This is a genomic window from Pseudomonas sp. 2957 (assembly GCF_031456345.1).
GTDB classification, from domain to species: Bacteria; Pseudomonadota; Gammaproteobacteria; order Pseudomonadales; family Pseudomonadaceae; genus Aquipseudomonas; species Aquipseudomonas siliginis.
This window is the reverse complement of the sequence record NZ_JAVDUL010000001.1, coordinates 1,180,377-1,207,139: the sequence shown is the minus strand read 5'-3', so window position 1 is coordinate 1,207,139 and position 26,763 is coordinate 1,180,377. Positions and strand designations below refer to the sequence as shown.

At 61.3% G+C, this 26,763-nt stretch carries 26 protein-coding genes; 16 read left to right on the top strand and 10 right to left on the bottom strand.

Annotation, left to right across the window (positions count from 1 at the left end):
• Nucleotides 1–23: 23 nt before the first annotated feature.
• From J2Y39_RS05470 to J2Y39_RS05460, 3 genes are all read right to left on the bottom strand, one after another.
• Nucleotides 24–2,261 carry an ATP-binding protein gene (locus J2Y39_RS05470; RefSeq protein WP_252877862.1) on the bottom strand — a complete coding sequence of 746 codons (2,238 nt, stop codon included), beginning with the start codon at nt 2,259–2,261 and terminating at the stop codon, nt 24–26.
• Nucleotides 2,258–2,863, bottom strand: a complete 606-nt coding sequence (locus J2Y39_RS05465) for a biliverdin-producing heme oxygenase (protein WP_071171835.1) — start codon at nt 2,861–2,863, stop codon at nt 2,258–2,260. The genes J2Y39_RS05470 and J2Y39_RS05465 overlap by 4 nt, the downstream gene beginning before the upstream one ends.
• Before the next feature lie 194 nt (nt 2,864–3,057).
• A complete protein-coding gene (locus J2Y39_RS05460; protein ID WP_310215677.1) occupies nt 3,058–3,333 on the bottom strand; it encodes a hypothetical protein in 276 nt (91 codons plus the stop codon).
• A 161-nt stretch (nt 3,334–3,494) separates the two neighbouring features.
• Here J2Y39_RS05460 and J2Y39_RS05455 point away from each other — a divergent pair, with 161 nt between their 5' ends.
• Nucleotides 3,495–4,613, top strand: coding sequence for a carboxylate-amine ligase (locus tag J2Y39_RS05455; protein WP_310215674.1), 1,119 nt, complete (start codon nt 3,495–3,497; stop codon nt 4,611–4,613).
• On the opposite strand, the gene J2Y39_RS05450 is transcribed toward J2Y39_RS05455, so the two are convergent.
• Complete coding sequence (locus J2Y39_RS05450) at nt 4,595–5,026, bottom strand: VOC family protein (protein WP_310215670.1); 432 nt, start codon at nt 5,024–5,026, stop codon at nt 4,595–4,597. The genes J2Y39_RS05455 and J2Y39_RS05450 overlap by 19 nt on opposite strands.
• Before the next feature lie 109 nt (nt 5,027–5,135).
• Here J2Y39_RS05450 and J2Y39_RS05445 point away from each other — a divergent pair, with 109 nt between their 5' ends.
• On the top strand, nt 5,136–6,218 hold the full coding sequence (locus J2Y39_RS05445; protein WP_310215668.1) for a trifunctional transcriptional activator/DNA repair protein Ada/methylated-DNA--[protein]-cysteine S-methyltransferase: 1,083 nt from the start codon (nt 5,136–5,138) through the stop codon (nt 6,216–6,218).
• A 58-nt stretch (nt 6,219–6,276) separates the two neighbouring features.
• Nucleotides 6,277–6,894 (top strand): DNA-3-methyladenine glycosylase, encoded by a 618-nt coding sequence (locus J2Y39_RS05440; protein ID WP_310215665.1) that lies wholly within the window; start codon nt 6,277–6,279, stop codon nt 6,892–6,894.
• Between the two features lie 44 nt (nt 6,895–6,938).
• Here the strand turns inward: J2Y39_RS05440 and J2Y39_RS05435 are convergent, their stop codons facing one another.
• A complete protein-coding gene (locus J2Y39_RS05435) occupies nt 6,939–7,874 on the bottom strand; it encodes a LysR family transcriptional regulator (protein ID WP_056784621.1) in 936 nt (311 codons plus the stop codon).
• 225 nt (nt 7,875–8,099) lie between these two features.
• On the opposite strand from J2Y39_RS05435, the gene J2Y39_RS05430 reads away from it, so the two are divergent.
• From J2Y39_RS05430 to J2Y39_RS05420, 3 genes are read left to right on the top strand one after another with little or no spacing between them, the layout of a single operon-like run.
• Nucleotides 8,100–8,798, top strand: a complete 699-nt coding sequence (locus J2Y39_RS05430; protein WP_016774135.1) for a CoA transferase subunit A — start codon at nt 8,100–8,102, stop codon at nt 8,796–8,798.
• Between the two features lie 24 nt (nt 8,799–8,822).
• The gene (locus J2Y39_RS05425) at nt 8,823–9,488 is read left to right on the top strand and encodes a CoA transferase subunit B (protein WP_016774134.1); all 666 of its coding nucleotides are present in this window, start codon (nt 8,823–8,825) and stop codon (nt 9,486–9,488) included.
• A gap of 11 nt (nt 9,489–9,499) precedes the next feature.
• Complete coding sequence (locus J2Y39_RS05420) at nt 9,500–10,681, top strand: acetyl-CoA C-acetyltransferase (protein ID WP_252883555.1); 1,182 nt, start codon at nt 9,500–9,502, stop codon at nt 10,679–10,681.
• Nucleotides 10,682–10,900: 219 nt separating this feature from the next.
• On the opposite strand, the gene cobF is transcribed toward J2Y39_RS05420, so the two are convergent.
• Nucleotides 10,901–11,656, bottom strand: coding sequence for a precorrin-6A synthase (deacetylating) (gene cobF / locus J2Y39_RS05415; protein ID WP_310215654.1), 756 nt, complete (start codon nt 11,654–11,656; stop codon nt 10,901–10,903).
• Nucleotides 11,656–12,267 (bottom strand): histidine phosphatase family protein, encoded by a 612-nt coding sequence (locus tag J2Y39_RS05410; RefSeq protein WP_409037398.1) that lies wholly within the window; start codon nt 12,265–12,267, stop codon nt 11,656–11,658. The genes cobF and J2Y39_RS05410 overlap by 1 nt, the downstream gene beginning before the upstream one ends.
• Nucleotides 12,268–12,543: 276 nt before the next feature.
• Between J2Y39_RS05410 and J2Y39_RS05405 the strand changes: the two genes are divergently transcribed.
• From J2Y39_RS05405 to J2Y39_RS05370, 8 genes are all read left to right on the top strand, one after another.
• Nucleotides 12,544–13,398, top strand: coding sequence for a MurR/RpiR family transcriptional regulator (locus J2Y39_RS05405; protein ID WP_095179557.1), 855 nt, complete (start codon nt 12,544–12,546; stop codon nt 13,396–13,398).
• A gap of 2 nt (nt 13,399–13,400) precedes the next feature.
• A complete protein-coding gene (locus J2Y39_RS05400) occupies nt 13,401–14,045 on the top strand; it encodes an isochorismatase family cysteine hydrolase (RefSeq protein ID WP_310215647.1) in 645 nt (214 codons plus the stop codon).
• Complete coding sequence (locus J2Y39_RS05395) at nt 14,042–15,373, top strand: glutamine synthetase (RefSeq protein ID WP_041478625.1); 1,332 nt, start codon at nt 14,042–14,044, stop codon at nt 15,371–15,373. Before J2Y39_RS05400 ends, J2Y39_RS05395 begins: the two co-directional genes overlap by 4 nt.
• A complete protein-coding gene (locus J2Y39_RS05390) occupies nt 15,357–16,109 on the top strand; it encodes an N-formylglutamate amidohydrolase (RefSeq protein ID WP_056784608.1) in 753 nt (250 codons plus the stop codon). Before J2Y39_RS05395 ends, J2Y39_RS05390 begins: the two co-directional genes overlap by 17 nt.
• 53 nt (nt 16,110–16,162) lie before the next feature.
• Nucleotides 16,163–17,512 (top strand): APC family permease, encoded by a 1,350-nt coding sequence (locus J2Y39_RS05385; RefSeq protein ID WP_076567476.1) that lies wholly within the window; start codon nt 16,163–16,165, stop codon nt 17,510–17,512.
• Nucleotides 17,513–17,630: 118 nt separating this feature from the next.
• Entirely contained in the window at nt 17,631–18,647 is a 1,017-nt protein-coding gene (locus J2Y39_RS05380) for an arginine N-succinyltransferase (protein ID WP_150742759.1), read from the top strand.
• 49 nt (nt 18,648–18,696) lie between these two features.
• Nucleotides 18,697–19,731 (top strand): arginine N-succinyltransferase, encoded by a 1,035-nt coding sequence (gene astA, locus J2Y39_RS05375; RefSeq protein WP_041478621.1) that lies wholly within the window; start codon nt 18,697–18,699, stop codon nt 19,729–19,731.
• A gap of 154 nt (nt 19,732–19,885) precedes the next feature.
• Nucleotides 19,886–20,755, top strand: a complete 870-nt coding sequence (locus J2Y39_RS05370; protein WP_024012471.1) for an oxaloacetate decarboxylase — start codon at nt 19,886–19,888, stop codon at nt 20,753–20,755.
• A gap of 105 nt (nt 20,756–20,860) precedes the next feature.
• Here J2Y39_RS05370 and J2Y39_RS05365 read toward each other — a convergent pair whose 3' ends face one another.
• The 3 genes from J2Y39_RS05365 to J2Y39_RS05355 all read right to left on the bottom strand — a co-directional run bounded on the left by J2Y39_RS05365 (nt 20,861) and on the right by J2Y39_RS05355 (nt 24,082).
• The gene (locus tag J2Y39_RS05365) at nt 20,861–21,163 is read right to left on the bottom strand and encodes a hypothetical protein (RefSeq protein WP_310215640.1); all 303 of its coding nucleotides are present in this window, start codon (nt 21,161–21,163) and stop codon (nt 20,861–20,863) included.
• Between the two features lie 401 nt (nt 21,164–21,564).
• Nucleotides 21,565–22,800 carry a M20/M25/M40 family metallo-hydrolase gene (locus tag J2Y39_RS05360; protein WP_056784596.1) on the bottom strand — a complete coding sequence of 412 codons (1,236 nt, stop codon included), beginning with the start codon at nt 22,798–22,800 and terminating at the stop codon, nt 21,565–21,567.
• 208 nt (nt 22,801–23,008) lie between these two features.
• Nucleotides 23,009–24,082 (bottom strand): diguanylate cyclase, encoded by a 1,074-nt coding sequence (locus J2Y39_RS05355; protein WP_150635710.1) that lies wholly within the window; start codon nt 24,080–24,082, stop codon nt 23,009–23,011.
• Nucleotides 24,083–24,270: 188 nt separating this feature from the next.
• Between J2Y39_RS05355 and J2Y39_RS05350 the strand changes: the two genes are divergently transcribed.
• Together J2Y39_RS05350 and J2Y39_RS05345 are read left to right on the top strand one after the other, a co-directional pair.
• Nucleotides 24,271–25,725 carry an NAD(P)/FAD-dependent oxidoreductase gene (locus tag J2Y39_RS05350; RefSeq protein WP_310215638.1) on the top strand — a complete coding sequence of 485 codons (1,455 nt, stop codon included), beginning with the start codon at nt 24,271–24,273 and terminating at the stop codon, nt 25,723–25,725.
• Between the two features lie 21 nt (nt 25,726–25,746).
• Complete coding sequence (locus J2Y39_RS05345) at nt 25,747–26,673, top strand: alpha/beta fold hydrolase (protein WP_252869185.1); 927 nt, start codon at nt 25,747–25,749, stop codon at nt 26,671–26,673.
• Nucleotides 26,674–26,763 lie beyond the last annotated feature (90 nt).

Sequence of the window (26,763 nt, the reverse complement as noted above, 5' to 3'; positions counted from 1 at the left end):
GCAAACTCCCCCTACAGGGGCACTCAGGCCAGGCGCGGCACGGTGAAGCGGAATTCGCTGCCCTGCCCCGGCTCGCTCTCGGCGACGATCTGGCCGCCATGAGCTTCGACGATGCCTTGAGTGATGTACAAACCCAGGCCAGTGCCGGTCGGGTTGCCTTCCTTTATCGTCCAGTAGCGGTCGAACACATGCGGCAAGTGCTCCTTGGGAATGCCTTCGCCACTGTCACGCACGATAAACACGATCTCGTCGCCCACCGATTTCGCGTGCACGCCGACGGTGCCCATGCGCGGGGTGAATTTGATGGCGTTGCCCACCAGGTTCGACAGCACCTGAAACAGCCGCTCGGGGTCGGCGTGGATGCGCAGGTCAGGATCGGCCTGGAAGGAAATGCTGATGTCCTTGTCATGGGCCAGAGGCGACAGCAACGCTTGTGCCTCTTCAAAGATGTGCCCGACCTCCAGCGCCTGCGGGGTGATCGAGTAGCGCCCGGCATCGATTTTCGAGGTATCGAGCAGGTCTTCCAGCAGCGTGTTCATCCGCGCCGTGGCCTGCTGCATGGTGTCGATTGCAGTGGAGATACGCCGCGAAGTGTGCGCGCCTTCCGAGCTGAAGGCTTTCTGCATCATGCCGCAGAGCATCGAAATCACCGTCATCGGGTTGCGTAGGTCGTGGGAAACCACCGCCACCAGATCATCGCGCGCCTGCACAGCCGCCTGCTCGCGACGTACCTGACGGGCCAGGTCGTTTTCCAGCGCCGAACGGCGCAGGTCATTGGCGGCGAACCGGTCACCGTGGCTCCACTTGGTGGAGATCCCGGCCATCTCGACCTTCCAGATTTCGAACGAGGTACGCGGACGCAGGCGCATCCCGGCATCGGAGGTTTCCAGATCCAGCGGTTTGCGCGGATCGCCACTCCAGTTGATGTTTTCCTTCACTTCCGGACGGAACCACAGCACACCGTTGTCCACCGGTTTGGGCAGGCTCATGGCGAGCACACCGCTGGCCACAGACTGATACTGCGCCGCCGGCGGGTAAACGCTGGACAGGTGATGGCTGGCGAACACCGGCTCGCCGCGCGCCTGCAACCACTTGTGCAGCGCGCGAATTTCTTCCGGCGCCGGGCAGTTGCCGTAACGGTGCAACTGCTTGTCTTCGATGATCGCGATGCCGCCGGCATTGACCAGCGCCATCAGCGTCGCTGGCTGATGGGCGAGGCCGTCGAAAACGTTCTCCGGCGAATCGATCATCGCCTGGTTGAGCCGCGACAGCGCCTCGACCTTCTCTTCACGCTGGCGGGTCAGTTCAAGGGTTTCCATGGCACTGATCTGCAACGACAGGACCTGGCCGATGGTCTGGCAAGCCATGCGCAATTCATGCGGCACGTGCAGCGGCTGGCGATTGCCGCAGCTGATCAGGCCCCAGAGCTTGTCGCCCTTGAGCAGGGAAATGCTCATCGACGACAGCACGCCCATGTTCTTCATGTACTGACAGTGAATCGGCGAGACGCTGCGCAGCGTGGCGAAACTGAGGTCCAGCGGCGTTTGCGTGTCCGGGCGCAGCTTCGGCACCAGTGGCACTGGCTGATAATCGGCGTTGGGGATGATCCGCAGCCAATTGGTGCGATACAGCTCGCGGGCCTGCTCGGGAATGTCCGAAGCCGGGAAGAACAGGCCGTTGAACACTTCCATCGACGGATCGGACGCTTCGGCGATGACCTGACCGTGGCCCTCTTCCTCGAAGCGATAGATCAGCACCCGGTCGTAACCGGTCATCGCCTGGATTTCCTTGACGCTGATGTCGTACAGGGCCTGCAGCGTGGTCGCCGCTTGCAGGCGCTGGAGCATGCGGCCCAGGTGGGTATTGACGCCGGCGACGTTGCGCGGCTGGAAATTCTTCACATGGATTTCCAGCTCGAGAATCAGCACGCCCTGATGGCGGTGCAGCAAACCTTCGAATTCAGTGCCGTTGAGCTCGAATCGTAGCGGCGCCGCCTCGGAAAACGCTGTCTGCTGCAAGGCTTCAAGCACGTGCGCGGTGTGTTCGGCGCCGATCAGGCTGTGCAGCGGCTGGCCGATCAGCGATTCGGGCGCGCGGGCCAGCAGGGTTTCGACGTTGGCGCTGACCTGAATGATCTGCAGCGCAGGCTCGGTCAGAGTCAGCAGCAAACCATGGGGCTGGATAGCGCCGGGAAAGCGGATCGGCTCGTCGGCACAGTTGGCCAGCAGTTCTTCAAAGGCTTGTGGGTCTTGCGGGTTCATGCCAGTACCTCCTGGCGCTCGAGCCACTGCTCGAAACAGCTGAATGTGGTTTGTGCTGCGCTGACCACGGCCGCGCGTTCGCTGGCCGCCATGGGCCGGTTGCTCAGGTATTCGATGAACTCGCGCCAGCGCCGCCCGGTGGCCGCGCCGTAAACATCGAGGAAGGCAGCGCCATTGTCGGCGTCCAGATTCAGCCGCGCGGCGATCTCCCGACGCAGGATCTGCCCGCCGAGGGTCGCGCCTTCGAGCACGTACAAAACGCCGAGACTGGCGGCGCTGGAGTCAATGACTGGCAGATCTTCACACAGCGGCAAATCATCAGCGGTTGCCCCCAGTGCGCGCAGGTCGGCGCGCAGGGTGTCAGCCTTCAGACGAGGCAGCAGATTGAAGTCGTCCGGGACCGCGCCACTGGCGAGCAAAGCCTGTTCGAGCGGCTGATAGAACCCGTAATAGGCCTGCATCAAGCGCTCGAAAGCGGGGGTATCGAGGGTGTCGGAGAAAAAAGGAAGGCGTTTTTCCAGTGCGATGTGCAGTTCGGCTGTGCCGGCCCGCAGATCTTGCAGCACCGGTGGCACATAAACCTCACGGGCCTTTGCTTGCATGTAGATCGCTCTTGGTGGGACCCGGCAGGGGCCATTCTGGGTGGGCTCGACGTGGGGGGAATTTATCACGCCACGCAGCTTTTTCTGCCTGCCAAAGCGTTTTTTCTGTCGAACTACGACCCTATGACAGGTTCAGAGTGGCGCCGGATCAGAAAAGTTCGACCGACGCCATTATCCTGCCACTGCTGACCACCTCAATCAGCGCCGTCGTTCTGCACCGATGGATCGCCGTTGGCCGGTACGCTGTTGTCGGCAACGGGTTTCGATGGGTTGTTTTTTTCGGCGCCGGGATAACCGGGCAGACCGCGAGTATCGTCCGGCGTCATGACATCTTCGTTATCGCGACTAACGTCCCAGTCGGTGGTGGCGTTGGGGTCTTCATCGCGCCCGGCCGTGCCGATGGCGAAGCCGTCGTCGTTGGGATTGACGGTTTGCTTAAGCGCTTTGTCGTTGCTGGATGGGTTGCTCATGTCTGCCTCCAGAACACGTTGATCGGACTTGTTTGGAAACGCCTTGGCCGCTCAAGTGCAATGGACAAGACCAACGGTGCATTCGCGGGGCACTGGTCGCCTGGCGTGAACCACCGCAACGGCGCACGGTTCTCAAGAGAAACACTTGCTCGAGCACCGTCATGAGCCACCCGCGATTCGGCATTGAGGAAGAGTACTTTCTCACTGACCTGCAGAGCCTGCGCATGATCGGCAGCCCGCCACCACAGGCCATCGAGGCTTGCCGGGCGGCGCTGGGTGTGTGGTTTGCCACGGAGATGTTTCAGGGGCAGATCGAAGTGGCTTCGCCGGTATTCAGCGATTTCGAGCACGCCAGTGATTTTCTGCGTGGCAGCCGTCAGGCCTTGGGTGCAGCCCTTGAACCGTTTGCTCTGGGCGTGCTCAGCGCCGGCAGTCATCCGCTGGCCGACTGGCGCGAGCAGGTTCCGACCGACGAGGAACATTTCCATCATCTGTTCGAGCGCTACGGCCATGTTGCCCGCCGCAGCGTGTTGTCGGGCCTGCATGTGCACGTCGAGGTGATCGAGCCGCTGGATCGCATCGCCGTGATGAACGAAGTCCTGCCGTGGACGCCGCTGCTGTTGGCGCTGAGTTGTTCGTCGCCGATCTGGGATGGCGCCGCCAGCGGTTTCATGAGCTATCGGCAGACCGCGTGTGACGAGTGGCCACGCATGGGCATCCCGCCGCTGTTTGCCGATCAGCGCCATTACGAGGAACACTTGGCGTTGCTCATGCGTATCGGCGCGATCAGCCAGCCCGGCGAGTGTTGGTGGGGCGTGCGCCCGGCCGCGCGTTTTCCGACCCTGGAACTGCGTATGACTGACGGTTGCCCTCGGGTCGACGATGCGCTGACCCTCGCGGCGTTTTTCCGCGTATTGGTGGCTCATGCCAGTGCGCAGCGGCGGCCCGGTTTGCTGTACGACCAGACCGCGCGTTCGATGCTGGAGGAAAATCGCTGGCGGGCCAAACGCTTGGGAATTCATGGGCGCTTTTTGGTCGAAGGCATCGACGGCGACTGTTCGCTCGCGCAATGGCTGGAACTGGCCGAGCAGCGTTTTGCCGAAACGGCACAGGTATTGGGCGCGGCGCAGTTGTTCGAACGTGCCCGGGCGATCATCGACAGCGGCACCAGCGCCGATCGGCAACTGGCGCTGTTCAATCTGGCGTCTGAACAACCGCAAAACGGTCGTTCGGCCCTCGGGCAAGTGGCCGAGCTGCTGCTTCAGGAAACCGCTGGCTGATCGCTCTCGGACGGGCCTTTGAGTTCGACCTGATTGCCGTCCGGGTCGAAACAGTAAAGCGACAAGCCGTAACCCTCGGCGCCAAAACGCCTGGCGGCTTGTTCAACGCTCAGACCGAACGATTGCAGATGGGCGATGAGCGCGGCTTCGTCGAACGGCTCTATGCGCAGACAGAAGTGATCGACGTTGCGCTTGTGCGCATCAGCGGCGCCACCGCCCTTGCGCCCGAGTTCGCCCGCCAGATCGACGAGATCGATCATCGACGTACCGGCCCGCAGGTGCACCAGCCCCAGTGGCTGGTTATGCCTGACCACTTCGGCGCCAAACACCCTGGCGTAGAAATCGATGCTGCGCTGCAGGTCGGCGACGCGCAGAACGATGTGATCAATGCGCTGAATGGAAAACGGATGCATGAGTTGGCTTCCTCGAAAGCGGCGACCCGCTCATTGTGCTGCACAAGGGAAAAAATTCACTGTCGATTTTTCGGTGGAGCCATCGACAAAGCGGATTTACTCTCTGGCTATGAACATACCAGCCGCTGCCCTGCCGCCCCACGCCGAAATGGTTCGCGCCATGCTCGAGCGCGACACTGCCTATGAAGGCGTGTTCTTCACCGCCGTGAAAACCACCGGGATTTTTTGCCGCCCCAGTTGCACGGCGCGCAAGCCGAAACCGGAAAACGTCGAATTCTTCGCCCACGCCGACGAATGCCTGTGCGCTGGTTACCGCGCCTGCCTGCGCTGCAGACCGCTGGACGCAGCGGCCATCGCCCCGGACTGGGTGCAGCGCCTGCTCAATGCGGTGGACGCCGATCCCGAACGGCGCTGGAGCGATGCGCAATTGCTCGCCGAGGGCATCGAACCGCTGAAACTGCGACGCTGGTTCAAGCAGCACTTCGGTATGACGTTCCACGCCTGGCTGCGCACACGTCGCCTCGGCATGGCCCTGGGCGGGATCAGGCAAGGCACGTCGATCGATCACGCGGCGTTCGACTCCGGCTACGAGTCGCTCAGCGGTTTTCGCGATGCGTTTCAGAAGTCCTTCCACATCACCCCGGGCCGTGCGGCCAATAGTGAACCGTTGCTGTTCACCCGCCTGACCACGCCGCTGGGGCCGATGATCGCCATGGCTGAGCAGCGTGGGCTGGTGTTGTTGGAGTTTCTCGATCGACCGGCGCTGACCCGCGAAGTCGAAGCGCTGCAGAACCGTTATGGCTACGCGGTTGCGCCGGGGCACAACGCGCATTTACAGCAGATCGAGGTGCAACTGGCGGATTATTTCGCCGGCAAACTCACTCAGTTCAGCGTGTCGCTGCACCTGCCCGGCAGCACTTTCGCCCGTGAGGTGTGGGCGGCGCTGCTGCAAATTCCCTACGGTCACACCAGCACGTACGGCGCCATCGCGGCAGGCTTGGGCAAACCCGGCGCCAGCCGTGCCGTCGGCCTGGCCAATGGGCACAATCGCCTGTCGATTGTGGTCCCGTGCCACCGAGTGATCGGCGCAGACGGCTCGCTGACCGGTTATGGTGGCGGACAACCGCGCAAGGCGTTCCTGCTCAGGCTGGAAAACGCTGCGCTGCAAATGACTCAACAATTGGCTTTTTGAGCCTTGCGATCCAACACGCAAACAGGGATTTCGATGGGTATGTCCGAATCACCGCAACATGGCTGACATGTATGAGATGGCCAGCGCTTTTCTGGCAGCGATAGACAATGACTGGCAACGCCATATCAACGCCGTCGGGCCATGTCGGCATCAGCCACATCCAGCGCGCGACCCGTATGAATCGCTGGTACGGGCGATTGCCTATCAGCAACTGCACGCCAAGGCCGGCGATGCGATCCTTGGGCGTTTGGTGGAGTTGTTCCCCGGCCAGTCGTTTCCGCATCCGCAGCAGATTCTGGCTACCGAGGTCGAGCGACTGCGTGCTTGTGGTTTTTCGGCGAGCAAGATTGCGACGATTCAAGGGATCGCCCAGGCGTCGCTGGACGGCGTGGTGCCGGATTACCCGACTGCACGGGCGATGGACGATGAAACCCTGATCGAACGCCTGACCAGCCTGCGCGGGGTCGGCCGCTGGACCGTGGAGATGCTGTTGATCTACAGCCTGGAACGTATGGACATCCTGCCGGCGGATGATTTTGGCGTGCGTGAGGGATATCGGCGCTTGAAGGGACTGGAGGTGCAGCCGACGCGCAAACAGATGATCGAGATTGGCCAGGCGTGGAAACCTTATCGGACGCTTGCGGCCTGGTATCTGTGGCGCGTGGCCAAGGTTTAGACCGCGTTATCGTTCTTCGCGAGCAGGCTCGCTCCCACACTGAATCAGCGTTCGGCGCTCTGTTTCCGCGCTCCCAGGGTGGGGGGAAAATCGAACTGGCGCTGCAAATCTTCCGCCTTGAGAATCTCGAACAACGCCTGCGCCGCCGCCGACAGGTCATTGCCCGGCTCGGTCAACACACCAATCGCCCGCTCCACAGAATCATTCAAGGTCAGGCAATGCGCACCGAGCTCGCGCATTTGCCCCGCGCACAATGCCGGCACCGCGCTGACCCCAAGCCCGCTGGCAACCATTCGCCCGACCGTCGCCAATTGATGACTCTCGAACTCCACCGGCAACTTCATTCCGCGCGCCTGCAAATGCTCTTCCAGCATCACCCGCACCGTTGATGGCCGCTGCAGGGTGATGAACGGTTGCTCCAGCAAGGTCTGCCAATCGATGTCGGCGCGACCGGCCAGCGCTGAATCGGCCGGCACCACGGCGACAAAGCGATCGACATACAGCGGCGTGAACGTCATCGAAGTGCTCTGCATCGGCGCGAACGCCACGCCGAGTTCAACCTGACGATCGCGGACCATTTCCAGCACTTGCTCGTTGATCACGTCGTTGACCGTCACGTTGACGTTCGGATAACGCGCGCGGAAGCTTTTGAGGATCGGCGGCAGCAGATTGCCGGCAAATGACGGCATCGCCGCCAGCGTCACGCGTCCGCGCTGCAGGCTGAAACGCTGGCGCATTTCGTCTTCGGCATTGTCCCAGTCGGCGATCAAGCGGCGCGCCAGCGGCAGCAGGGACTCGCCTTCCGGGGTCAACGCCACGTTACGCGTGTTACGGCTGAACAGACGCCCTCCCAGGCCCTCTTCCAGCGCCTTGATGGTCAGGCTGAGCGCCGATTGCGACAAATGCAGACGCTCGCAGGCCACAGCAAAACTGAGGCTGTGGGCCACGGCGAGAAAGGCCCGGATCTGTTTGATGGTCATGGTCGCTTTGCTCCAGTTGCAAGCTGCAAGCGTCAAGCTGCAAGCCGTGATGCGATGGCCCTGATCGTTCCCACGCTCCTGCGTGGGAACGATCATCGCCGAACGCGTATTGGTGAGATTTATCAATCAATCCACCTTAAAAATCAACTTAACAAATATATCCAGCAGAGAGACACTCCAGTCATTCGGCTAGCCAGCCGCCCGCAAATAATAAAAGAGGTGCCTATGGCAGGTTTCGACAAGCGTGTGTATTCCTACGAGGAAGCGATGGCCGGGCTGGAAGACGGCATGACAGTCATCGCCGGCGGCTTTGGTCTGTGCGGCATTCCGGAAAACCTGATCGCCGAGATCAAGCGCAAGGGCACCCGTGACCTCACCGTGGTTTCCAACAACTGCGGCGTTGATGGTTTCGGCCTTGGCGTGCTGCTCACCGACCGCCAGATCAGCAAAGTCATCGCCTCCTACGTCGGCGAGAACAAACTGTTTGAAGAGCAACTGCTCAAGGGCGAGATCGAAGTCATCCTTACCCCGCAAGGCACCCTCGCCGAGAAGATGCGCGCAGGCGGCGCCGGCATTCCGGCGTTCTTCACCGCCACTGGCGTTGGCACCCCGGTTGCTGAAGGCAAGGAAGTGCGCGAGTTCAAGGGGCGCAAATACCTGATGGAAGAATCCATCACCGGCGATTTCGCCATCGTCAAAGGCTGGAAGGCGGACCATTTCGGTAACGTCGTTTACCGTCACACCGCGCAGAATTTCAACCCGCTGGCCGCTACCGCCGGCAAGATCACCGTGGTCGAAGTCGAAGAAATCGTCGAGCCCGGCGAACTCGACCCGACGCAGATCCACACCCCGGGTATCTACGTCGATCGAGTCATTTGCGGCACGTTCGAAAAACGCATCGAACAGCGCACCATCCGCAAATAATTCAGGCCTTCGGAGAACAACAACATGGCACTTACCCGCGAACAAATGGCTCAGCGCGTCGCCCGCGAAATGCAGGACGGCTACTACGTGAACCTCGGCATCGGCATTCCGACCCTGGTCGCCAACTACATCCCCGAAGGCATGGAAGTCATGCTGCAATCGGAAAACGGCCTGCTCGGCATGGGCCCGTTCCCGACCGAAGAAACCATCGATGCCGACATGATCAACGCCGGCAAACAAACGGTGACTGCGCGGATCGGCGCGTCGATCTTCAATTCCGCCGAATCCTTCGCGATGATCCGCGGCGGCCATGTCGACCTGACCGTGCTCGGCGCGTTCGAGGTCGACGTCGAAGGCAACATCGCTTCGTGGATGATCCCCGGCAAACTGGTCAAGGGCATGGGCGGCGCGATGGATCTGGTGGCCGGCGCCGACAACATCATTGTCATCATGACCCACGCGTCCAAGGACGGTGAGTCCAAGCTGCTGGCCAAGTGCAGCCTGCCGCTGACCGGTGCCGGCTGCATCAAGCGCGTGCTGACCGACCTCGCCTATCTGGAAATCGAAAATGGCGCTTTTGTCCTCAAGGAACGCGCACCTGGCGTCAGTGTTGAGGAAATCGTCGCCAAAACCGCTGGTAAACTGATCGTCCCGGATCACGTACCGGAAATGCAGTTCGCTGCCCAGTGAGGAATTCGCACATGCAAGACGTCGTCATTGTTGCCGCCACGCGTACCGCGATCGGCAGTTTTCAGGGCTCCCTGGCCAATGTATCCGCCGTAGACCTGGGCGCGGCGGTGATCCGCCAGTTGCTCGAGCAGACCGGCCTCGACGGGGCGCAGGTCGATGAAGTGATCATGGGCCAGGTGCTGACCGCTGGCGCCGGGCAGAACCCGGCACGTCAGGCCGCGATCAAGGCTGGCCTGCCCCACGCCGTACCGGCCATGACCCTGAACAAGGTTTGCGGTTCGGGCCTCAAGGCTCTGCACCTGGGCGCGCAAGCGATCCGTTGCGGCGACGCCGAGGTGATCATCGCCGGCGGTCAGGAAAACATGAGCCTGTCCAACTACATCATGCCGGGTGCGCGCACCGGTCTGCGCATGGGCCACGCGCAAATCGTCGACACCATGATCAGCGATGGCCTGTGGGATGCGTTCAACGATTACCACATGGGCATCACTGCCGAGAATCTGGTCGACAAATACCAGATCAGCCGCGAACAGCAGGACGCCTTCGCTGCCGCTTCCCAGCAGAAAGCTGCCGCTGCGATCGAGGCCGGGCGCTTCGTTGATGAAATCACGCCGATCCTGATCCCGCAGCGCAAAGGCGATCCGGTCGCGTTCAAGGTCGACGAGCAGCCACGCGGCGATACCACCGCACAATCTCTGGCGAAACTGCGTCCGGCGTTCAAAAAGGACGGCAGCGTCACCGCAGGCAACGCCTCGTCGCTGAACGACGGTGCCGCCGCCGTGATTCTGATGAGTGCCGAGAAAGCCAAGTCGCTGGGCCTGCCGGTTCTGGCCAGGATTGCCGCCTACGCCAACGCTGGCGTCGACCCGGCGATCATGGGTATCGGCCCGGTATCGGCCACCCGCCGCTGCCTGGACAAGGCCGGCTGGAGCATCGATCAGCTCGACCTGATCGAAGCCAACGAAGCGTTCGCTGCGCAATCGCTGGCCGTGGCCAAAGACCTGCAATGGGATCTGGACAAGGTCAACGTCAACGGTGGCGCCATCGCCCTCGGTCACCCGATCGGCGCATCAGGTTGCCGCGTGCTGGTGACATTGCTGCACGAAATGCTCAAGCGCGATGCGAAAAAAGGTCTGGCGACCTTGTGCATCGGCGGCGGTCAGGGCGTGGCTTTGGCGCTGGAACGCGGCTGATACGGAGTTCTAGGTTGACGGCGGATCCACGACATCCGCTGTTGGCTGGCAACAAAAAACCCGGTGCGATTTGCGTTGCACCGGGTTTCTTTTTGCCTGTCTACAATCGGTGGTGAATGTTCTGCCCCCTTCGCGGGCAGGCTCGCTCCCACATTCTGCAACGCATTTCCCTGTGGGAGCGAGCCTGCTCGCGAAAGCGCTTGATCAGGCGCCAACCACTCAAGGCTTGCGTAACAGATAGGTATCCATAATCCACCCATGCTCCGCTCGCGCCGCCTTGCGCACCCGTTCGATCTCATCGGCCACATCCGCCAGCCGGCCGCTGAGCAGTATCTCGTCCGGCGTGCCCAGGTAAGCGCCCCAGAAAATGTCGGTCTGCCGATCCGCCACCCGCTGGTACGAATCCTCGGCATCGAGCATTACTACCAGACTGTCCGCTTCACTCACCTGCCCCGCCGCCAATCGCCGGCCTGTGGTGATTTCTACTGAGCGACCAATCGTGTTCAAAGGTATTTTGTGCTGCGCAGCCAGGGCCTGAACGCTGGTGATCCCCGGTATCACTTCGTATTCAAACTGACAGCGGCCTGATGCCTGAATCGCCTGAAGAATCCGCAGTGTGCTGTCGTACAACGCAGGATCGCCCCAGATCAGGAATGCGCCGCACTGGCCGTCGGACAATTCATCATTGATCAGCCGCTCGAAGGTTTGCTGCTTGGCGCGATTGAGTGCATCGACGCTCGCCGTGTAGTCGACATCGCCGCGCTCGCGCTCCGGACTGCTGGCTTCGACAAAGCGATGAGCGTGGTCGGTGATGTAGCGCCCGCAGATCTCCCGGCGCAGGTCGATCAGCGTCTGCTTGCTCTGGCCTTTATCCAGCAGAAAGAACACATCGACCCGATTCAGCGCTTTCACCGCCTGCATCGTGATGTAGTCCGGATTGCCGGCGCCAATGCCGATGACCAGCAGCTGTTTCATCAGAATTCCTCTTCAAGGGCCATGCCCGGCAAGCGTAGACGCCAGATGCCATTGAAGCGCAAGTCGATCATCGCCAGCGGCTCGATGTCGATTGCATTGAACGCCGCGCCTTGCAGCACCTGCATCAGCGCCGCGCGCATGACGAACGGATGAGTCACCGCCACCACATGCCCAGGCGTTGCAACGATTGTGTCAAGCCACTTTGCCACCCGCTGCGTCAGTTGCCTGACTGATTCGCCGCCATGGGGTGCCGCTTCAGGATCGGTCAGCCAGGCTTGCAAAGCCTGGTTTTCATTGGCTTGCAGATCCTTGATCGATTGGCCGTGCCAGCGTCCCCAATCGCAATCGCGCAGGGCTTGATCAATCTGCGCATCGACGCCAAACCATGCCGCCGTTTGCTGAGTTCTCAACTCCGGAGCACACACCAGCCGCCGTGTTACCGCCAATCGCGCCCTGAACGCGTCGGACGGAACAGCCAGATTTTCAACAGGCTCGTCCGTAGGAAAACGCGCCAGTTTCTGTGCGATGGTTCGCGCATGGCAAATCAATGTCAAACGGCTACTTGGCACGAGCAGGTTCTCGGTCGAAAGATAAAACAAACAATGGCACATAGCCGATACGCGTCGCATTGTGCCGTAAAACCTTGGCCTTCAGGGCTGTCACCATCCCGTCGCTGAGCTTGGGATAGGCAATGTCTGACACAACAATTGGCAAAGGACTACAACAGCGCGTTACTTCGACGTAGCCCTTATTACACGGGCACCTTGCACACTTTTGGTGCTCGAAAAACCTGTACAAAAATTCGCTAGACATGTAGCACCCATTACATAAATACTCTTTTAACGGAATGTGAAACAAATTCGACACCCCATCCAGCAGGAGCCCGGATGCCCCCTCTCAGAGACCTGATCACCGATCCTGGCCTGGACCTGACGCCGTCGGAGCGCAAAGTCGTTCGCGCCCTGCTTGATCAGTATCCACGCAACGGTCTCGGGCCTATGGCGCGACTGGCCGAACATGCCGGTGTCAGCGATCCGACCATCGTGCGTCTGGTGAAAAAGCTCGGTTTCGGCGGTTATGCCGAATTCCAGGAAGCCCTGCTCAGCGACATGGACCATCGCCTGCGTTCACCGCGCACGCTGTTGCAGCCGCGCTCGCAGCAGAACAAGGACGATGCCTGGGCGCATTACCTGGCGGACAGCCAGCGTTTGCTGGTCGACACCCAAGCCCTGACCCAGCCTGAGGACGTGCGCATCCTCGTGGAATGGCTGCTCGACAGCCGCCATCAGGTCTACTGTTTTGGTGGCCGCTTCAGCATTCTGCTGGCCAATTACCTGCTCAACCATTTGCGTCTGCTGCGTCCCGGCTGTTTCGCCTTGGAAGATAACGCGCTGCTGCCTGACCGCTTGTTCGACCTGCAACGTCAGGACGTGGTGCTGGTGTTCGACTACCGGCGCTACCAGACCCAAGCTTTGCGCGTTGCGCAGGCGGCGAAGAACAACAACGCGCGGGTGGTGCTGTTCACCGATGTCTACGCCTCGCCGCTGCGCGAATTGGCGGACCTGATCATCAGCGCGCCGGTGGAATCGGCGTCGCCGTTCGACACCATGGTGCCGGCGCTGGCGCAGGTCGAGGCGTTGATTGCCTGCCTGACCTTGCGCGTGCCGGACCCGGCCGATCGCCTGGAAGGCATCGATGCCCTGCGCAACGATTTTGCGACTCACCTGCTGGAGGACAAATAAGGATGTTCAGCCTTCCCCACCGCTCGCCACGGGACCTGCCGTTTGCGACCGACCACACCGCTTTGTTGCTGGTGGACATGCAGCGCGCCTGGCTCGAACCGCAATTCGACCCGCACCTGCGCGGGGCGGATGCCGAATATTTTCTCCAGCGCACGCGCAGCCAGGTGGTGCCCAACCAACAGCGTCTGCTCGGCGCCTTTCGTCAGGCGCAGCAGAACGTGCTGCACACGATTATCGAAAGCCTGACCGCCGACGGTCGCGACCGCTCGCTGGATCACAAACTGTCTGACATGCACCTGCCCAAGGGCAGCGTGCAGGCTCAGGTCATCGCTGAGCTGACCCCGACCGAAAACGAAATCGTGCTGCCGAAGACCTCCTCCGGGGTGTTCAATTCAACCAACATCGATTACGTGCTGCGCAATCTGCAAACCCGCCATCTGATCATCGCCGGCATCGTCACCGACCAATGCGTGGACATGGCCGTGCGCGATGCCGCCGACCGTGGCTATCTGGTCACGCTGGTGGAGGATGCCTGCGCTACTTACACAGCTGAACGCCATCACGCCTGCCTCAACGCGATCAAGGGTTACTGCTGGATCACCGACACCGACACCGTGCTCGGTCGTCTGCGGGAGATGCAGCCATGAGCCCGCGCCTGACCCCGTTGCCGATGACCACACTGGTCACCACCGACCTGATCGGCATCACCCGGGGCCGCTCGTTTCCTAGCGATGAGCTGGAGCATTACCAGGCGGCGGGTTGCGGCTGGGTCCCCGCCAACAGCGCGTTGACGCCGCAGGACATCATCGCCTCGAGCAGTCCGTGGGGCGCGTACGGCGATCTGCGGCTGATTCCGGATCTGAGCAGCCGCGTCACTGTCGGCAGCGGCCCGGACGCCAATGCACCGGTGCTGGATTTCATCCACGCCGATATTCGCGAGACTGACGGTCAGGCGTGGGGCGCCTGCCCACGCACATTGCTGCGCGATGAAATCGAGCGCTATCACGATGAGCTGGGGTTGCAAGTCAACGCCGCCTTCGAACATGAATTCAACCTGCACGCAGGCATTGCCGAACACGCGGCGTTCTCTCTCGAAGCGCAGCGCCAGGGCGCCGAATTCGGCGGCTGGCTGCTCAGTGCCCTGCGCGCCGGCGGCGTCGAGCCGGAAATGTTTCTGCCGGAATACGGCAAGCACCAATACGAAATCACCTGCCGCCCGACTCTCGGCGTAGCGGCGGCGGATCGTGCGGTCAACGTGCGCGAAATCACCCGGGAAATCGCCCGGCAAATGGGCCTCGACCTGAGTTTTGCGCCGAAGACTGCCGCCGAAGCGGTGTGCAACGGTGTGCACCTGCACGTCAGCCTGCTCGACCTGGCCGGCCAGCCGATGTTGTACGACGCCGGCACCAGCAACGGCCTGTCGAGCATCGGTCAGCATTGGGCTGCCGGAGTCCTGCATTTTCTACCGGCGCTGTGCGCGTTCACCGCGCCGACGCCGCTGTCCTACCAGCGTTTGCAGCCGCACCACTGGAGCGCGTCGTATGCGTGTCTGGGGCAGCAGAACCGTGAAGCGGCGCTTCGCATCTGCCCGACCGTGACCCTGGGGGGTAAATCCGCTGCGCAGCAGTTCAACCTGGAATTCCGCGCCATGGACGCCACCGCCTCGCCGCATCTGGCCATGGCCGCACTGCTGATTGCCGGGCGGCTGGGCATCGAACAACGTCTGGCGCTGAACGCGATCACCGACGAAATTCCCGATTCACTCAACGACGAGCAACGCAAGGCCCGGGGCATCGTCGCCCTGCCCGCCTCGCTGGCCCAGGCGCTGGATTGCCTGCGTGACAGTGCAGCCTTCAATGAATGGCTGCCCAAGCCATTACTCGACACGTATTACGCCCTGAAAACCGAGGAACTGGCGCTGACGGAACAGCTCTCGCCCGCTGACCTGTGTGAGCACTATGCACGCCTGTACTGAATCCGCCGAGCTCGGGTTGTACACCCGCCCGGTCTACACCCTGAGCCGCGAGGACTCGACGAATCCGTTGATCCTCGTGTGCGAACACGCCAGTCGCTACATCCCCGACGCCCTGAACAATCTGGGCCTGGACGAGGCGGCCGCGCGCGAACATATCGCTTGGGACATCGGTGCGCTGCAACTGGCCGAACAGTTGTCGGAACAACTCGGCGCCACGTTGCTCAGCGCCAATTACTCACGGCTGCTGATCGACCTCAACCGCCCGCGCCATGCGCCGGACAGCATTCCGCTGCAGAGCGAGATCTACCCGATACCCGGCAACCGCGAGCTGGATGAGGCGACCCGCGAATACCGGCGCCAAACGCTGTTCAAACCGTTTCATGCGCGCTTGCAGATGTTGATCGACGAGCGCATTGCCAAAGGTCTGCCGGTGCGTGTGGTCGGCATTCACAGTTTCACCCCGGTGTATTACGGCCAGCCGCGACCGCTGGAAGTCGGCGTGTTGTTCGGCCAGGCCAAAGACTATGCCCTGCGTTTGCTCGACGGGCTGCAAGTGCATCCGCTGAAGGTGGCGGGCAACCAGCCGTACAGAATTGATCCCTTGGGCGACATGACCGTGCCGGTGCACGGTGATGCCCGGGGCCTTGAGGCGGTGCTGATCGAGGTGCGCAACGATCTGCTGCGCAGCCCCGAAGCAGTGTCGCGCTGGGCCGGCTACCTCGCACCTTTGCTGTAAATGACGGACCGATAAACATAAACCGACCGATGGCTGACAAGGAGTTGCGCTTCATGGAAATTGAAGAATTCGGCTACAAGCAAGAGTTGAAACGTAGCCTGACGCTGACCGATCTGGTGGTGTACGGGATGATCTTCATGATCCCCATCGCCCCGTTCGGTGTGTATGGCTACGTCAACGCCGAAGCACCGGGGATGGTGCCGCTGGCGTACATCATCGGCATGGTGGCGATGCTGTTCACCGCCCTGAGTTACGGCAGCATGGCCAAGGCCTTCCCGGTTGCCGGCTCTGTATATTCCTACGCGCAACGCGGCCTTAATCAACACGTCGGCTTCATCGCTGGCTGGCTGATGCTGCTCGATTACCTGCTGATTCCGCCGCTGCTGTACCTGTATTCGGCGATGGCGCTCAACCATTTGTACCCGGACATTCCCAAGGTCGGCTTCATCCTGGCGTTTCTGGTCAGCGCAACATTCGTCAACCTGCGCGGCATCACCTTCACCGCGCGGATGAACATGCTGTTCCTGCTGGCACAACTGGTCGTGCTGGGCATCTTCCTGTTCTACGCCTGGAACGCCCTGCACAACGGTGGCGGTAACGGTGAGCTGACGCTGGCGCCGCTGTATCACCCGGAAACCTTCAACTTCGCTCTGCTGATGCAAGCGGTGTCGATCGCCGTGCTGTCGTTCCTCGGCTTCGACGCGATCTCCACCCTCGCCGAAGAAATCAAGGAAGATCCGGGCCGCAGCGTCGGCAAGGCAGCGCTGATCACCCTGGCGGTGATGGGCACGATTTTCGTCGTACAGACGTGGATTGCCACCGATCTGGCGGCGGGCATGGGCTTCAAATCCGCCGACACCGCGTTCTATGAAATCGCTGAAATCGCCGCTGGCAGCTGGCTCGCGACCCTGACAGCCGTCGCCACGGCGCTGGCCTGGGGCGTGGCCGTGGCAATCACCTCGCAGGCCGCCGTATCGCGCCTGCTGTTCGGCATGGCCCGCGACGGCAAGCTGCCGAAGGTGCTGGCCAAGGTCCACCCGAAACACAACACGCCGTACCTGAGCATTTATCTGGTGGCGGTGTTGTCGCTGCTGATCTGCTACCTGTTCATCGACGCGGTCGACATCCTCACCTCGCTGATCAACTTCGGCGCCCTCAGCGGTTTCATGCTCCTGCACCTGACGGTGATCAACCACTACTGGCGTCGGCAGAAGTCGGGGCAGTTTGTGCGCCATCTGCTCTGCCCGGTGATCGGCTTCATCATCGTCGCCGCGATCATGTACAACATGGGCGTCGATGCGCAGAAACTCGGCCTGATCTGGATTGCCCTGGGCCTGGTGTACCTGTTCTTCCTCAACAAGCTCGGCGCCAGCACAGCGCTGCCCGATCCGAGCAAAGGCTGACAAGAAAAAGAGCGGCGTCTGACAACAAATCAGGCGACCGCCGATTCAACGCGTGGACACCGACAGTGATAGTCAGGTTCGGCGAATCGGCCGAACCTTTTGATACAGGAGTACATCCATGCTGGTCTTACGCCCAGTCGAGCAGAATGATCTGCCCCAGCTACAGCGCCTGGCCCGCGAGAGCCTGATCGGCGTGACTTCGCTGCCGGATGACAGCGAACACCTGCGCGAAAAAATCGCCGCGTCGTGCGCGTCTTTCGACAGCGCCGCCACAGCCCAGGGGCCGGAAAACTATTTCTTTGTACTGGAAGATCTCGAACGCCAGCAATTGGTCGGCTGCTCGGAAATCCTTGCCACCGCCGGCTTCAAGGAGCCGTTCTACAGCCTGCGCAACCGCCATTTCACCAGTGCATCGCGAGAATTGAACATCGAGCATGGCGTGCCGGCGTTGTCGCTGTGCCATGACCTCAGCGGGCATACCTTGCTGCGCGGTTTCCACATTGACACCGCGTTGGTGCGCACGCCGTTTTCTGAACTGCTGTCGCGAGCGCGCCTGCTGTTCATTGCTGCGCATGCACAGCGGTTCTCCGAGGCGGTGATCACCGAGATCGTCGGCTACAGCGACGAGCAGGGTCACTCGCCGTTCTGGGATGCGCTGGGCAAGCATTTCTTCGACCTGCCGTACGCGGAAGCCGAGCGCCTCTGCGGGTTGCAGAGCCGCACGTTTCTCGCCGAACTGATGCCGCAATACCCGATCTACGTGCCGATGCTGCCGCAAGCGGCGCAGGATTGCATCGGCCGCGTGCACCCGGACGGCCAGGAAGCGTTCGACATCCTCGCGCGGGAAGGCTTCGAAACCAACAGCTACATCGACCTGTTCGACGCCGGCCCGACCCTGTATGCGCGTACCGCAAACATTCGCTCGATCGCTGACAGCCAAACGGCCATTGTCCGCCAACAAGTATCGACCGACGCCCGTGGCCGTTATCTGCTGAGCAATGACGCCCTGCATGACTACCGCGCGATTGTCACCGAACTCGATTATCACCCCGATCAGCCGCTGCCCCTGACGCCCGCCATCTGCGCGGCGCTGAAAGTCAGCGAAGGCAGCTCGATACGGCTGGTCGCTCTGTGAGCCGCGTTAGCCATCCGCGCCTGAATCGGTACGCCAAAGGAGTTGGAGCATGATTGTCCGTCCGGTAAAAGTCAGCGACCTGCCTGCCTTGATGACCCTCGTCGAACAGGCCGGGCCAGGTTTCACCACCCTTCCGGCCAACGAGGACCGACTTGCGCACCGGGTGCGCTGGGCGCAACGGGCGTTCGCCGAACAGGTCGAACGGGCCGATGCCGATTACCTGTTTGTCCTCGAGGATGATGAGCAGCGCGTGGTCGGTGTCAGCGCGATGGCCGGCGCCGTTGGCCTGCGCGAGCCCTGGTACAACTACCGGCTCGGGGTGACCGTCAGTTCGGCACCGGACCTGGGCATTCAGCGGCAGATCCCAACGTTGTTCCTCAACAACGAACTGACCGGGCAATCGGAGCTGTGCTCGCTGTTCCTGCGCCATGACCAGCGCAACGGCAGCAATGGCCGCCTGTTGTCGCTGGGTCGTCTGCTGTTCGTCGCCGAATTTCCGCATCTGTTTGGCGAGAAGATGATCGCCGAACTGCGAGGCAGTGCCGATGAAAACGGTTGCTCGCCATTTTGGGACAGCCTCGGCCGGCACTTCTTCCAGATGGATTTCACCCACGCCGATCACTTGTCCGGCCTGGGCAACAAAGCCTTTATCGCCGAACTGATGCCGCGCCAGCCGCTGTACACCTGCCTCCTCACCGAACAGGCGCAGGCGGCGATAGGCCAGACTCACCCGAACACCCAGCCGGCGTTGAAGATTCTTCAAGCCGAGGGTTTCACGCACAAAGGCTATATCGACATTTTCGACGGTGGCCCGGTCATCGAAGCGCCGATCCGCAGCATCCGCACGGTGCGCGACAGCCTCGAACTGACCTTGAGCCTCGGCACCCCGGACGAGCAGGCGCCGCTATGGCTGATTCACAACCGCCGGCTGGAAAACTGCCGTATCACCGTGGCCCCCGGGCGACTGGTGGGCAACAGCCTGGTTGTCGATCGTCTCACTGCCAAACGCCTGCAACTGCAGCCGGGCAATTCAGTGCGCGCAGTGCTCCTGCCCCATCAACAGCAACATGCCGTGGCGGCCTGATATTTCCGGCACGGGAGATTAAACCTTTCAGCCGCCAGTCCTGCCGCGCAAATTCGTCATGATTCTTGACCCATTCGCGTGATAGCCTTTTCACTCTTCGGCGTTGACACCTTTGCTCAAGCCTTTCCATTCCTTATGTATTGGTGGAACTCGTATGACCAGGCTTTCCCATCAAGATTTGCGCCGTAACTTCCGTCAGCTGCTGGCCTCCGACACCTGCTACCACACGGCTTCGGTATTCGACCCGATGTCCGCCCGCATCGCCGCTGACCTTGGTTTTGAAGTGGGTATCCTCGGCGGTTCCGTGGCCTCCCTGCAGGTGCTTGGCGCGCCGGACTTCGCCCTGATCACCCTCAGCGAATTCGCCGAACAGGCCACGCGCATTGGCCGCGTCGCCCAATTGCCAGTGATCGCCGACGCCGACCACGGCTATGGCAACGCTCTTAACGTGATGCGCACCATCGTCGAACTGGAACGCGCTGGCGTCGCTGCACTGACCATCGAAGATACCTTGCTGCCCGCGCAATTCGGGCGCAAATCCACCGACCTGATCACCGTGGCCGAAGGCGTCGGCAAGATCCGCGCGGCGCTGGAAGCCCGGGTCGACACCGAGATGGCCATCATCGCCCGCACCAACGCTGGCATTCTGCCGAATCAGGAAATCATCAGCCGCACCCGCCAATATCAGGCGGCAGGCGCTGACGGTATCTGCATGGTCGGCGTGCAGGACTTCGATCAGCTGGAACAGATCGCCGAACATCTGACCGTGCCGCTGATGCTGGTCACCTACGGCAACCCGGCCCTGCGCGACGACAAACGCCTGGCCGAACTGGGCGTGCGCGTGACCATCGACGGCCATGGCGCCTACTTCGCCGCGATCAAAGCAACCTACGACAGCCTGCGCGAACAGCGACAGATCTTCACCCAGGCCGCCGATCTGAGCGCGACCGAGTTGACGCACACCTATACCCAGCCGGAGGAATACATTCTCTGGGCCAAGGAGTACATGAGCGTCAAGGAGTGATGCACACGCTGCACCGGCCCCTTCGCGAGCAGGCTCGCTCCCACAGTTGAAATGCGGTCCCCTGTGGGAGCAAGCCTGCTCGCGAAAGCGTCTATTGCGGCACCGCTAAACCGGCGTCTTATACCCCTCCTCCCGCTGCGCCGCCCGCGCCTGAATCACATTCAGAATCGCGCAGCCCTCGCGCATCAGCAGATGAACCGCGCTGGTCACCCGCGTCAGATCACAATCGGAGATGCCCTTGAGGTTGAGGCTGGCGAAAGTGTCGGCCAGATCGCGCACGACCACAAACCGGTGCATCGCACAGGCGGCCATGTCGCTGAGTTCTGTATGGGTAATGATGAAGAGCACCGGCGATTCGGCGTCGTAGGTGTCGATGGGGAGGTAGCGCGGCATTACCTGGTCGGTCATAGAGTTCACTCCAGAAAGGTCAGGTTCTGTATTCGACCGGCCAAGATCGTCGCAGAGTTATCTGCGAACGGAGACTATAAGAGCCGCGCCCGACGGCCGCAACGAGAGCTTCTGTCGGACTTTTCGGTATTTTTTGTACGCCGTCCTCGACTGCCACTTTTCCCACAAAAGCCCCTCACCCTAGCCCTCTCCCAGAGGGAGAGGGGACTGATTGGGGAATGCTCTGGATCTACGCCGACGTGGTGGACCGTGTTGAATGCGAAATTGAATTCAGCAGAAAATCTTAAGCTTGCCGCATTGACTATAAACAACACGGTCAGTCCTCTCTCCTGGGGGAGAGGGCTAGGGTGAGGGGTGAGTCAACTGACACCCCATCCCAAGCATTCACACCACCAACCCCATCACCGCGGCTTGGCCAACTCCATGATCATCCGCGACAACAGGTAAATCCGCGGCGCCACGCTCGCCACTTCGGCATATTCCTCCGGCGTATGAATATTGCCGCCGACAATGCCGAAGCCATCCAGCGTCGGCGTCCCTACGCCTGCGGACAGACTGGCATCCGCCGCGCCACCACTGCCCTCCTCGGTCAGCTTGCGGCCAATTTCGCCGTAAATGCCTTGAGCCATGGCCATCAAGCGATCGGACTCAGCGGTCTGCGGCATCGGCGGCAAACCGCGCTGCAAGGACGTTTTCACTTCGGTATCGGCAATCAACTTGTCCTGCGAGACCCGCGCCAGATCCTTCTCGATGCGATCAAATTCCTCCGGCACTGCCGCGCGCACATCCGCCTTGGCCGTGGCCTGATCAGGAATCACGTTGGTGCGATCGCCGGCCTTGAGCACGGTGAAGTTGATGGTGGTCTTCTTCGCCTCGTCACCGAGCTTGCCCAGTTGCAGAATCTGATGCGCCGCTTCCATCGCCGCGTTCCGTCCCAACTCTGGCGCGACGCCGGCGTGGGCGGCCTTGCCTTTGACTTCGACCAGCGCCGTCGCACTGCCCTTGCGCCACACCACCAGGCCATCGGCCGGGCGCCCCGGTTCGAGGTTGAGGGTGACGTCGTGCTGTTTGGCGGTTTTCTTGATCAGGTCGGTGGCGACGTCCGAGCCGGTTTCTTCGCTGGCATCCAGCAGGAAGGTGATCTGCGCGTAATCCTTGAAGTCGAGGTTCTTCAGCACTTTCAATGCGTAGATGCCGGCGACGATGCCGCCCTTGTCGTCCATTACACCCGGCCCGTAGGCGCGGCCGTCCTTGATGTGGAAAGGCCGCTCGGCGGCGGAGCCTTCCTTGAACACAGTGTCCATGTGCGCCATCAGGAGAATCTTCGCTTTCCCGGTGCCTTTGAGCGTGGCCAGCACGTGGTTGGATTTTTCCGGGGTGTTGGGCACCAGTTCGATGGTGGCGCCGAGTTTTTTCAGTTCATCGATGGCAATGTCGCTGACCTGTTTCAGGCCCGGCTCATAACCTGAGCCGGAGTCGATATTGACCAGTCGCTCCAACATTTTCAGGGCTTCGGGCTGATACTGCTCGGCATCGGCGAGCACCTGTTTGTGCGGTTCGGCGGCGTTTGCGGCCGAGAATGCGAGGGACAGACCGAGGCTGGCGGCCAGCAGAGAGCGGGGAAAGGAGAACGTCATGAAGCAGTCCTTGTTTCGTGTCGGGGGACTTCAACCGTAACCGACATCGGCGCGAGGCTCTATAGCGGATGCGACACTGATCTAACCGACAACACATACCCCGGTGGGAGCGAGCCTGCTCGCGAAGGCGTCGTGGCAAACGATATTGATACCGCCTGACCCAGCGCTTTCGCGAGCAGGCTCGCTCCCACAGGTATCAGCTCGCCCGTCAGACCGAATCCAGCAGCGCCTGCCTCGGCTTGTTGTCGCTGTTGCAGATCACCCGATTGCGCCCACTGGCCTTGGCTTCGTACAACGCCTGATCGGCCTCATCCAGCCAACGCGTGGCGTCGGCATGGCTCGGGTCGTACGCGGCCAGGCCAATGCTCAGACTGACCTTCAACGCGGGGTTCTGCTCGTAGCCCATCACCGCAAAACGCTCGCGCAAGGCTTCCATGGCCTGAGCCGCGTTGAACAGTGGCAGCTCCGGCAGAATCACGCAGAACTCGTCCCCGCCATAGCGCCCGGCCACATCCGTGGCGCGCAGATTCTGTTTGAGCAGTTTGCTCAACTGGCGCAGGACGATATCGCCAGCGACATGCCCATAGGTGTCATTGATCGCTTTGAAGTGGTCGATGTCGATCAGCGCAATCGCCGCGCCCTGCTGCTGGCGTTTGCAGCGCTGGAACGCGAGGTTCAGCTGATCCTTCCACGCGCCGTGATTGAGCAGGCCGGTGAGGCTGTCGGTGCGACTCAACGCCAATAGCTCGCGCTTGTGCCGACCGAGGGTCGAGGCCTGGCGAAAGCAGATCCAGCCCAGCGCCAGCGGATACAGCAACAGCAACGGCAAACAGGCGTACAGCTGCAGCGGCGATGTCGGTGGAATGAACGCCGGAGCAAACACCACCAGCCCCACGCCCATACCGAATAGCTGTGCCGCCGTGCCCGCCAGCAAAAAACGCCCGCCACCGATGGCGACGTTGTTCATCGCCATCATCGAAATCGTGGTAGCGCTGGGCAAGGGATTGAACTGCATGGCGGCGACCCAGAAGCCGCCCATGAATGCATCGATCAGCAAATTGCGGTGTTCGGCGCGAAACGGCACGCTCGAGCTTCGCGCCCATTGAAAGGCCAGATGCGGCCAGACCAGGCCGTTGAACAGCATCAGGCCCCACACCCACAGCGGCGGATCGAGTGCGTGCATCGCCACGCTGACACACATCAGCCCGAGCAGCAGCCCGAACACCCGCGACCTGTACAGCCTCCTGGCCAGTGAAAGTCCCTTTCCTCGCGTATTTCCCATAAGGGCCTCGACCGCGCGATGCATGGTTACATCCCGACAAGGATGTGTCCGGAGTCTATCAGGGCGCCGTTAAATAGCCATCACCGGCCAGCGGCCTGAATAGAGCGCTATCAGCGCCGCACGCGCGGCCCAGAGTTGGCTATAAATGAAAGAGGGGAAATGGAAAAACAACTATAAAAAGGGGGCACATGCATACCTACGCTGTGTTGATCATCGGCAGCGGTTTCGGCGGCCAGTGCGCGGCGGTCAACCTGCTCAAGGCCGGAATCGACGACTTTCGCATTCTTGAACGACGCGATTTTTTCGGCGGCACCTGGTGCCAGAACACCTACCCCGGCGCAGCGGTGGACGTGCCGTCGCCGCTGTATTCGCTGTCATTCGCGCCCTACCGCTGGTCGCAGATGTTCGCCGAACAGGCGGAACTGCGTCGCTACACCGAACAGCTGATCGAGCAGTTCGGTTTGCGCGACCGCGTGGAGCTGGGGGCCGATGTCGAGCGGGTCGAATGGGACGAAGCGGAAAAGCGTTGGTTGGTGCACACCCGCGCCAGAGGTACTTTCCGAACCCAATTCCTGATCAATGCTTCCGGGCCGTTGAGTCAGCCGGTCATCCCGCACTTTCCTGGGATGGATCGCTTTCAAGGCAAGGCTTTTCACACAAATAATTGGGATCACAGCTACGACTATCGCGGTAAACGCGTCGCGATCGTCGGCAGTGGTGCCAGCGCCGCGCAGGTGATCCCGGCGATTGCGCCACAAGTCGAACACCTGCATGTATTCCAGCGCACGCCGCATTGGGTGCTGCCGCGTGCCGATCGCAAATTCGGCCGTTTCCAACGCTGGCTGCTCGGTCTGAAGCCGGCGTACAAGCTGCTGCGCTGGCTGATCTACTGGCAATTCGAAACCCGGGTGATCGCCTTCAAATACTCGAGACCGGCGATTCATCTGGTCCAACAACATGCGCTGCGTTTTCTCAAGCGCCAGGTTCCGGACCCGCTGCTGCGGCAAAAACTCACTCCGGACTTCACCATCGGCTGCAAACGCGTTTTGGTGTCCAGCACGTACTACCCGGCGCTGAGCCGCGCCAACGTCACGTTGCACAGTCGCGAGCACGGCATCGCTTCGATCGACGAAAGCGGGATCAACACCGTGGACGGCGAGCATCTCGATGTTAATCTGATCGTCTGGTCGACCGGTTACGACGCCACCGACGGGGTGATTTCCTACCCGGTCAGCGGCAAAAACGCGGTGCAACTCAGAGATGTCTGGGCCGAATACCCGCGCGCCTACCTCGGCACCAGCCTGCCGGATTTCCCCAACCTGTTTATCGTCACCGGGCCGAACACCGGCATTGGCCACACCTCGGCGCTGTTCATCATCGAATCGCAGATGAACTACATCCTCGACTGCATCCGCACCGTACGGGCCAAAGGCCTGAGCAGCATCGAAGTGCGCCGTGACGCAGAACGTACCTACACTGCAATGATCCACCGGGAAATGCAGCGCACGGTGTGGAAGTCCGGTGGTTGCCACAGTTGGTACCAGAGCAAGAGCGGTCATGTGATCGCGATGTTTCCCGGCTTCAGTTTCAGCTATCACCTGCTGACCCGGGCGCTGAAACCGGCCGACCATATTTTGTCCTGAACACGTATAAGGAAGACGTCGATGCTTTTGCTGTTTGTCGCACTCGCGGTTTTCGTGGCCTGGAGCTGGTTGAGTTACCCGGCGGTCGGCCATTGGCTGTACGACCTGGCCATGGCCAGCGAGGCCAGGTTGTACAAACTGCACAAGATCGAAGTGCCGATCGCCGAGATGACCGTGTCGACCTGGCAAGGCGGGCCGTACGAGGCGTCCAGCGCGATCCTGATGCTGCACGGCTTCAGCGCCGATAAAAACCTCTGGCTGCGCTGCGCCCGGCACTTCGTCCGTCAGTATCGGGTGATCATTCCGGATCTGGCCGGCCACGGTGAGACTGGCTTCAAGGCTGGCGGCGGTTACGACATTGCGGTTCAGGCCAAACGCATGATTCAGCTGCTCGATGTCTGCGGCGTAGAGAAAGTCCACGTCATTGGCAACTCCATGGGCGGCTACATTGCCGCGTGGCTGGCAGCGACCTATCCGGAGCGAATCGCCTCGCTGGCATTGATCGACCCGGCCGGCGTCACCGCACCGGAGCCGAGCGACATGGAGCGCCATCTGGCGCGCGGGCACAATCCGTTTCTGATCAATTCCCGCGAAGAATTTCAGCGCTTCTACGCGATGACCATGGAGTCGCCGCCGTGGGTACCGAAACTGGTGCTGGACGCCGTCGCCCAGCGCTATGAGCAACAACGTGACGAGCTCGAAGAAATCTTCCGCGACTTCCGCGCCAGCCCGCCGATGGAGCCGAAACTGGCCGAGATCCAATGCCCGGCGCTGTTGCTCTGGGGACGCAAGGATCGCCTGATCGACGTCAGCAGCGTGCCGGTGTGGAGCAAAGGCATCGCTAATCTCGAAGTGGATGTGTGGGATCACGTCGGGCACATGCCGATGGTCGAACAGCCGGGAAATACCGCGCGGCTGTACGGGCAGTTTCTGGAACGACAGCGATGAAGATGGATACTCGCAATGCCCCAGGTTGCGCACCTGATCGTTCCCATGCTCTGCGTGGGAATGCCTCAGGGGACGCTCTGCGTCCAGTGA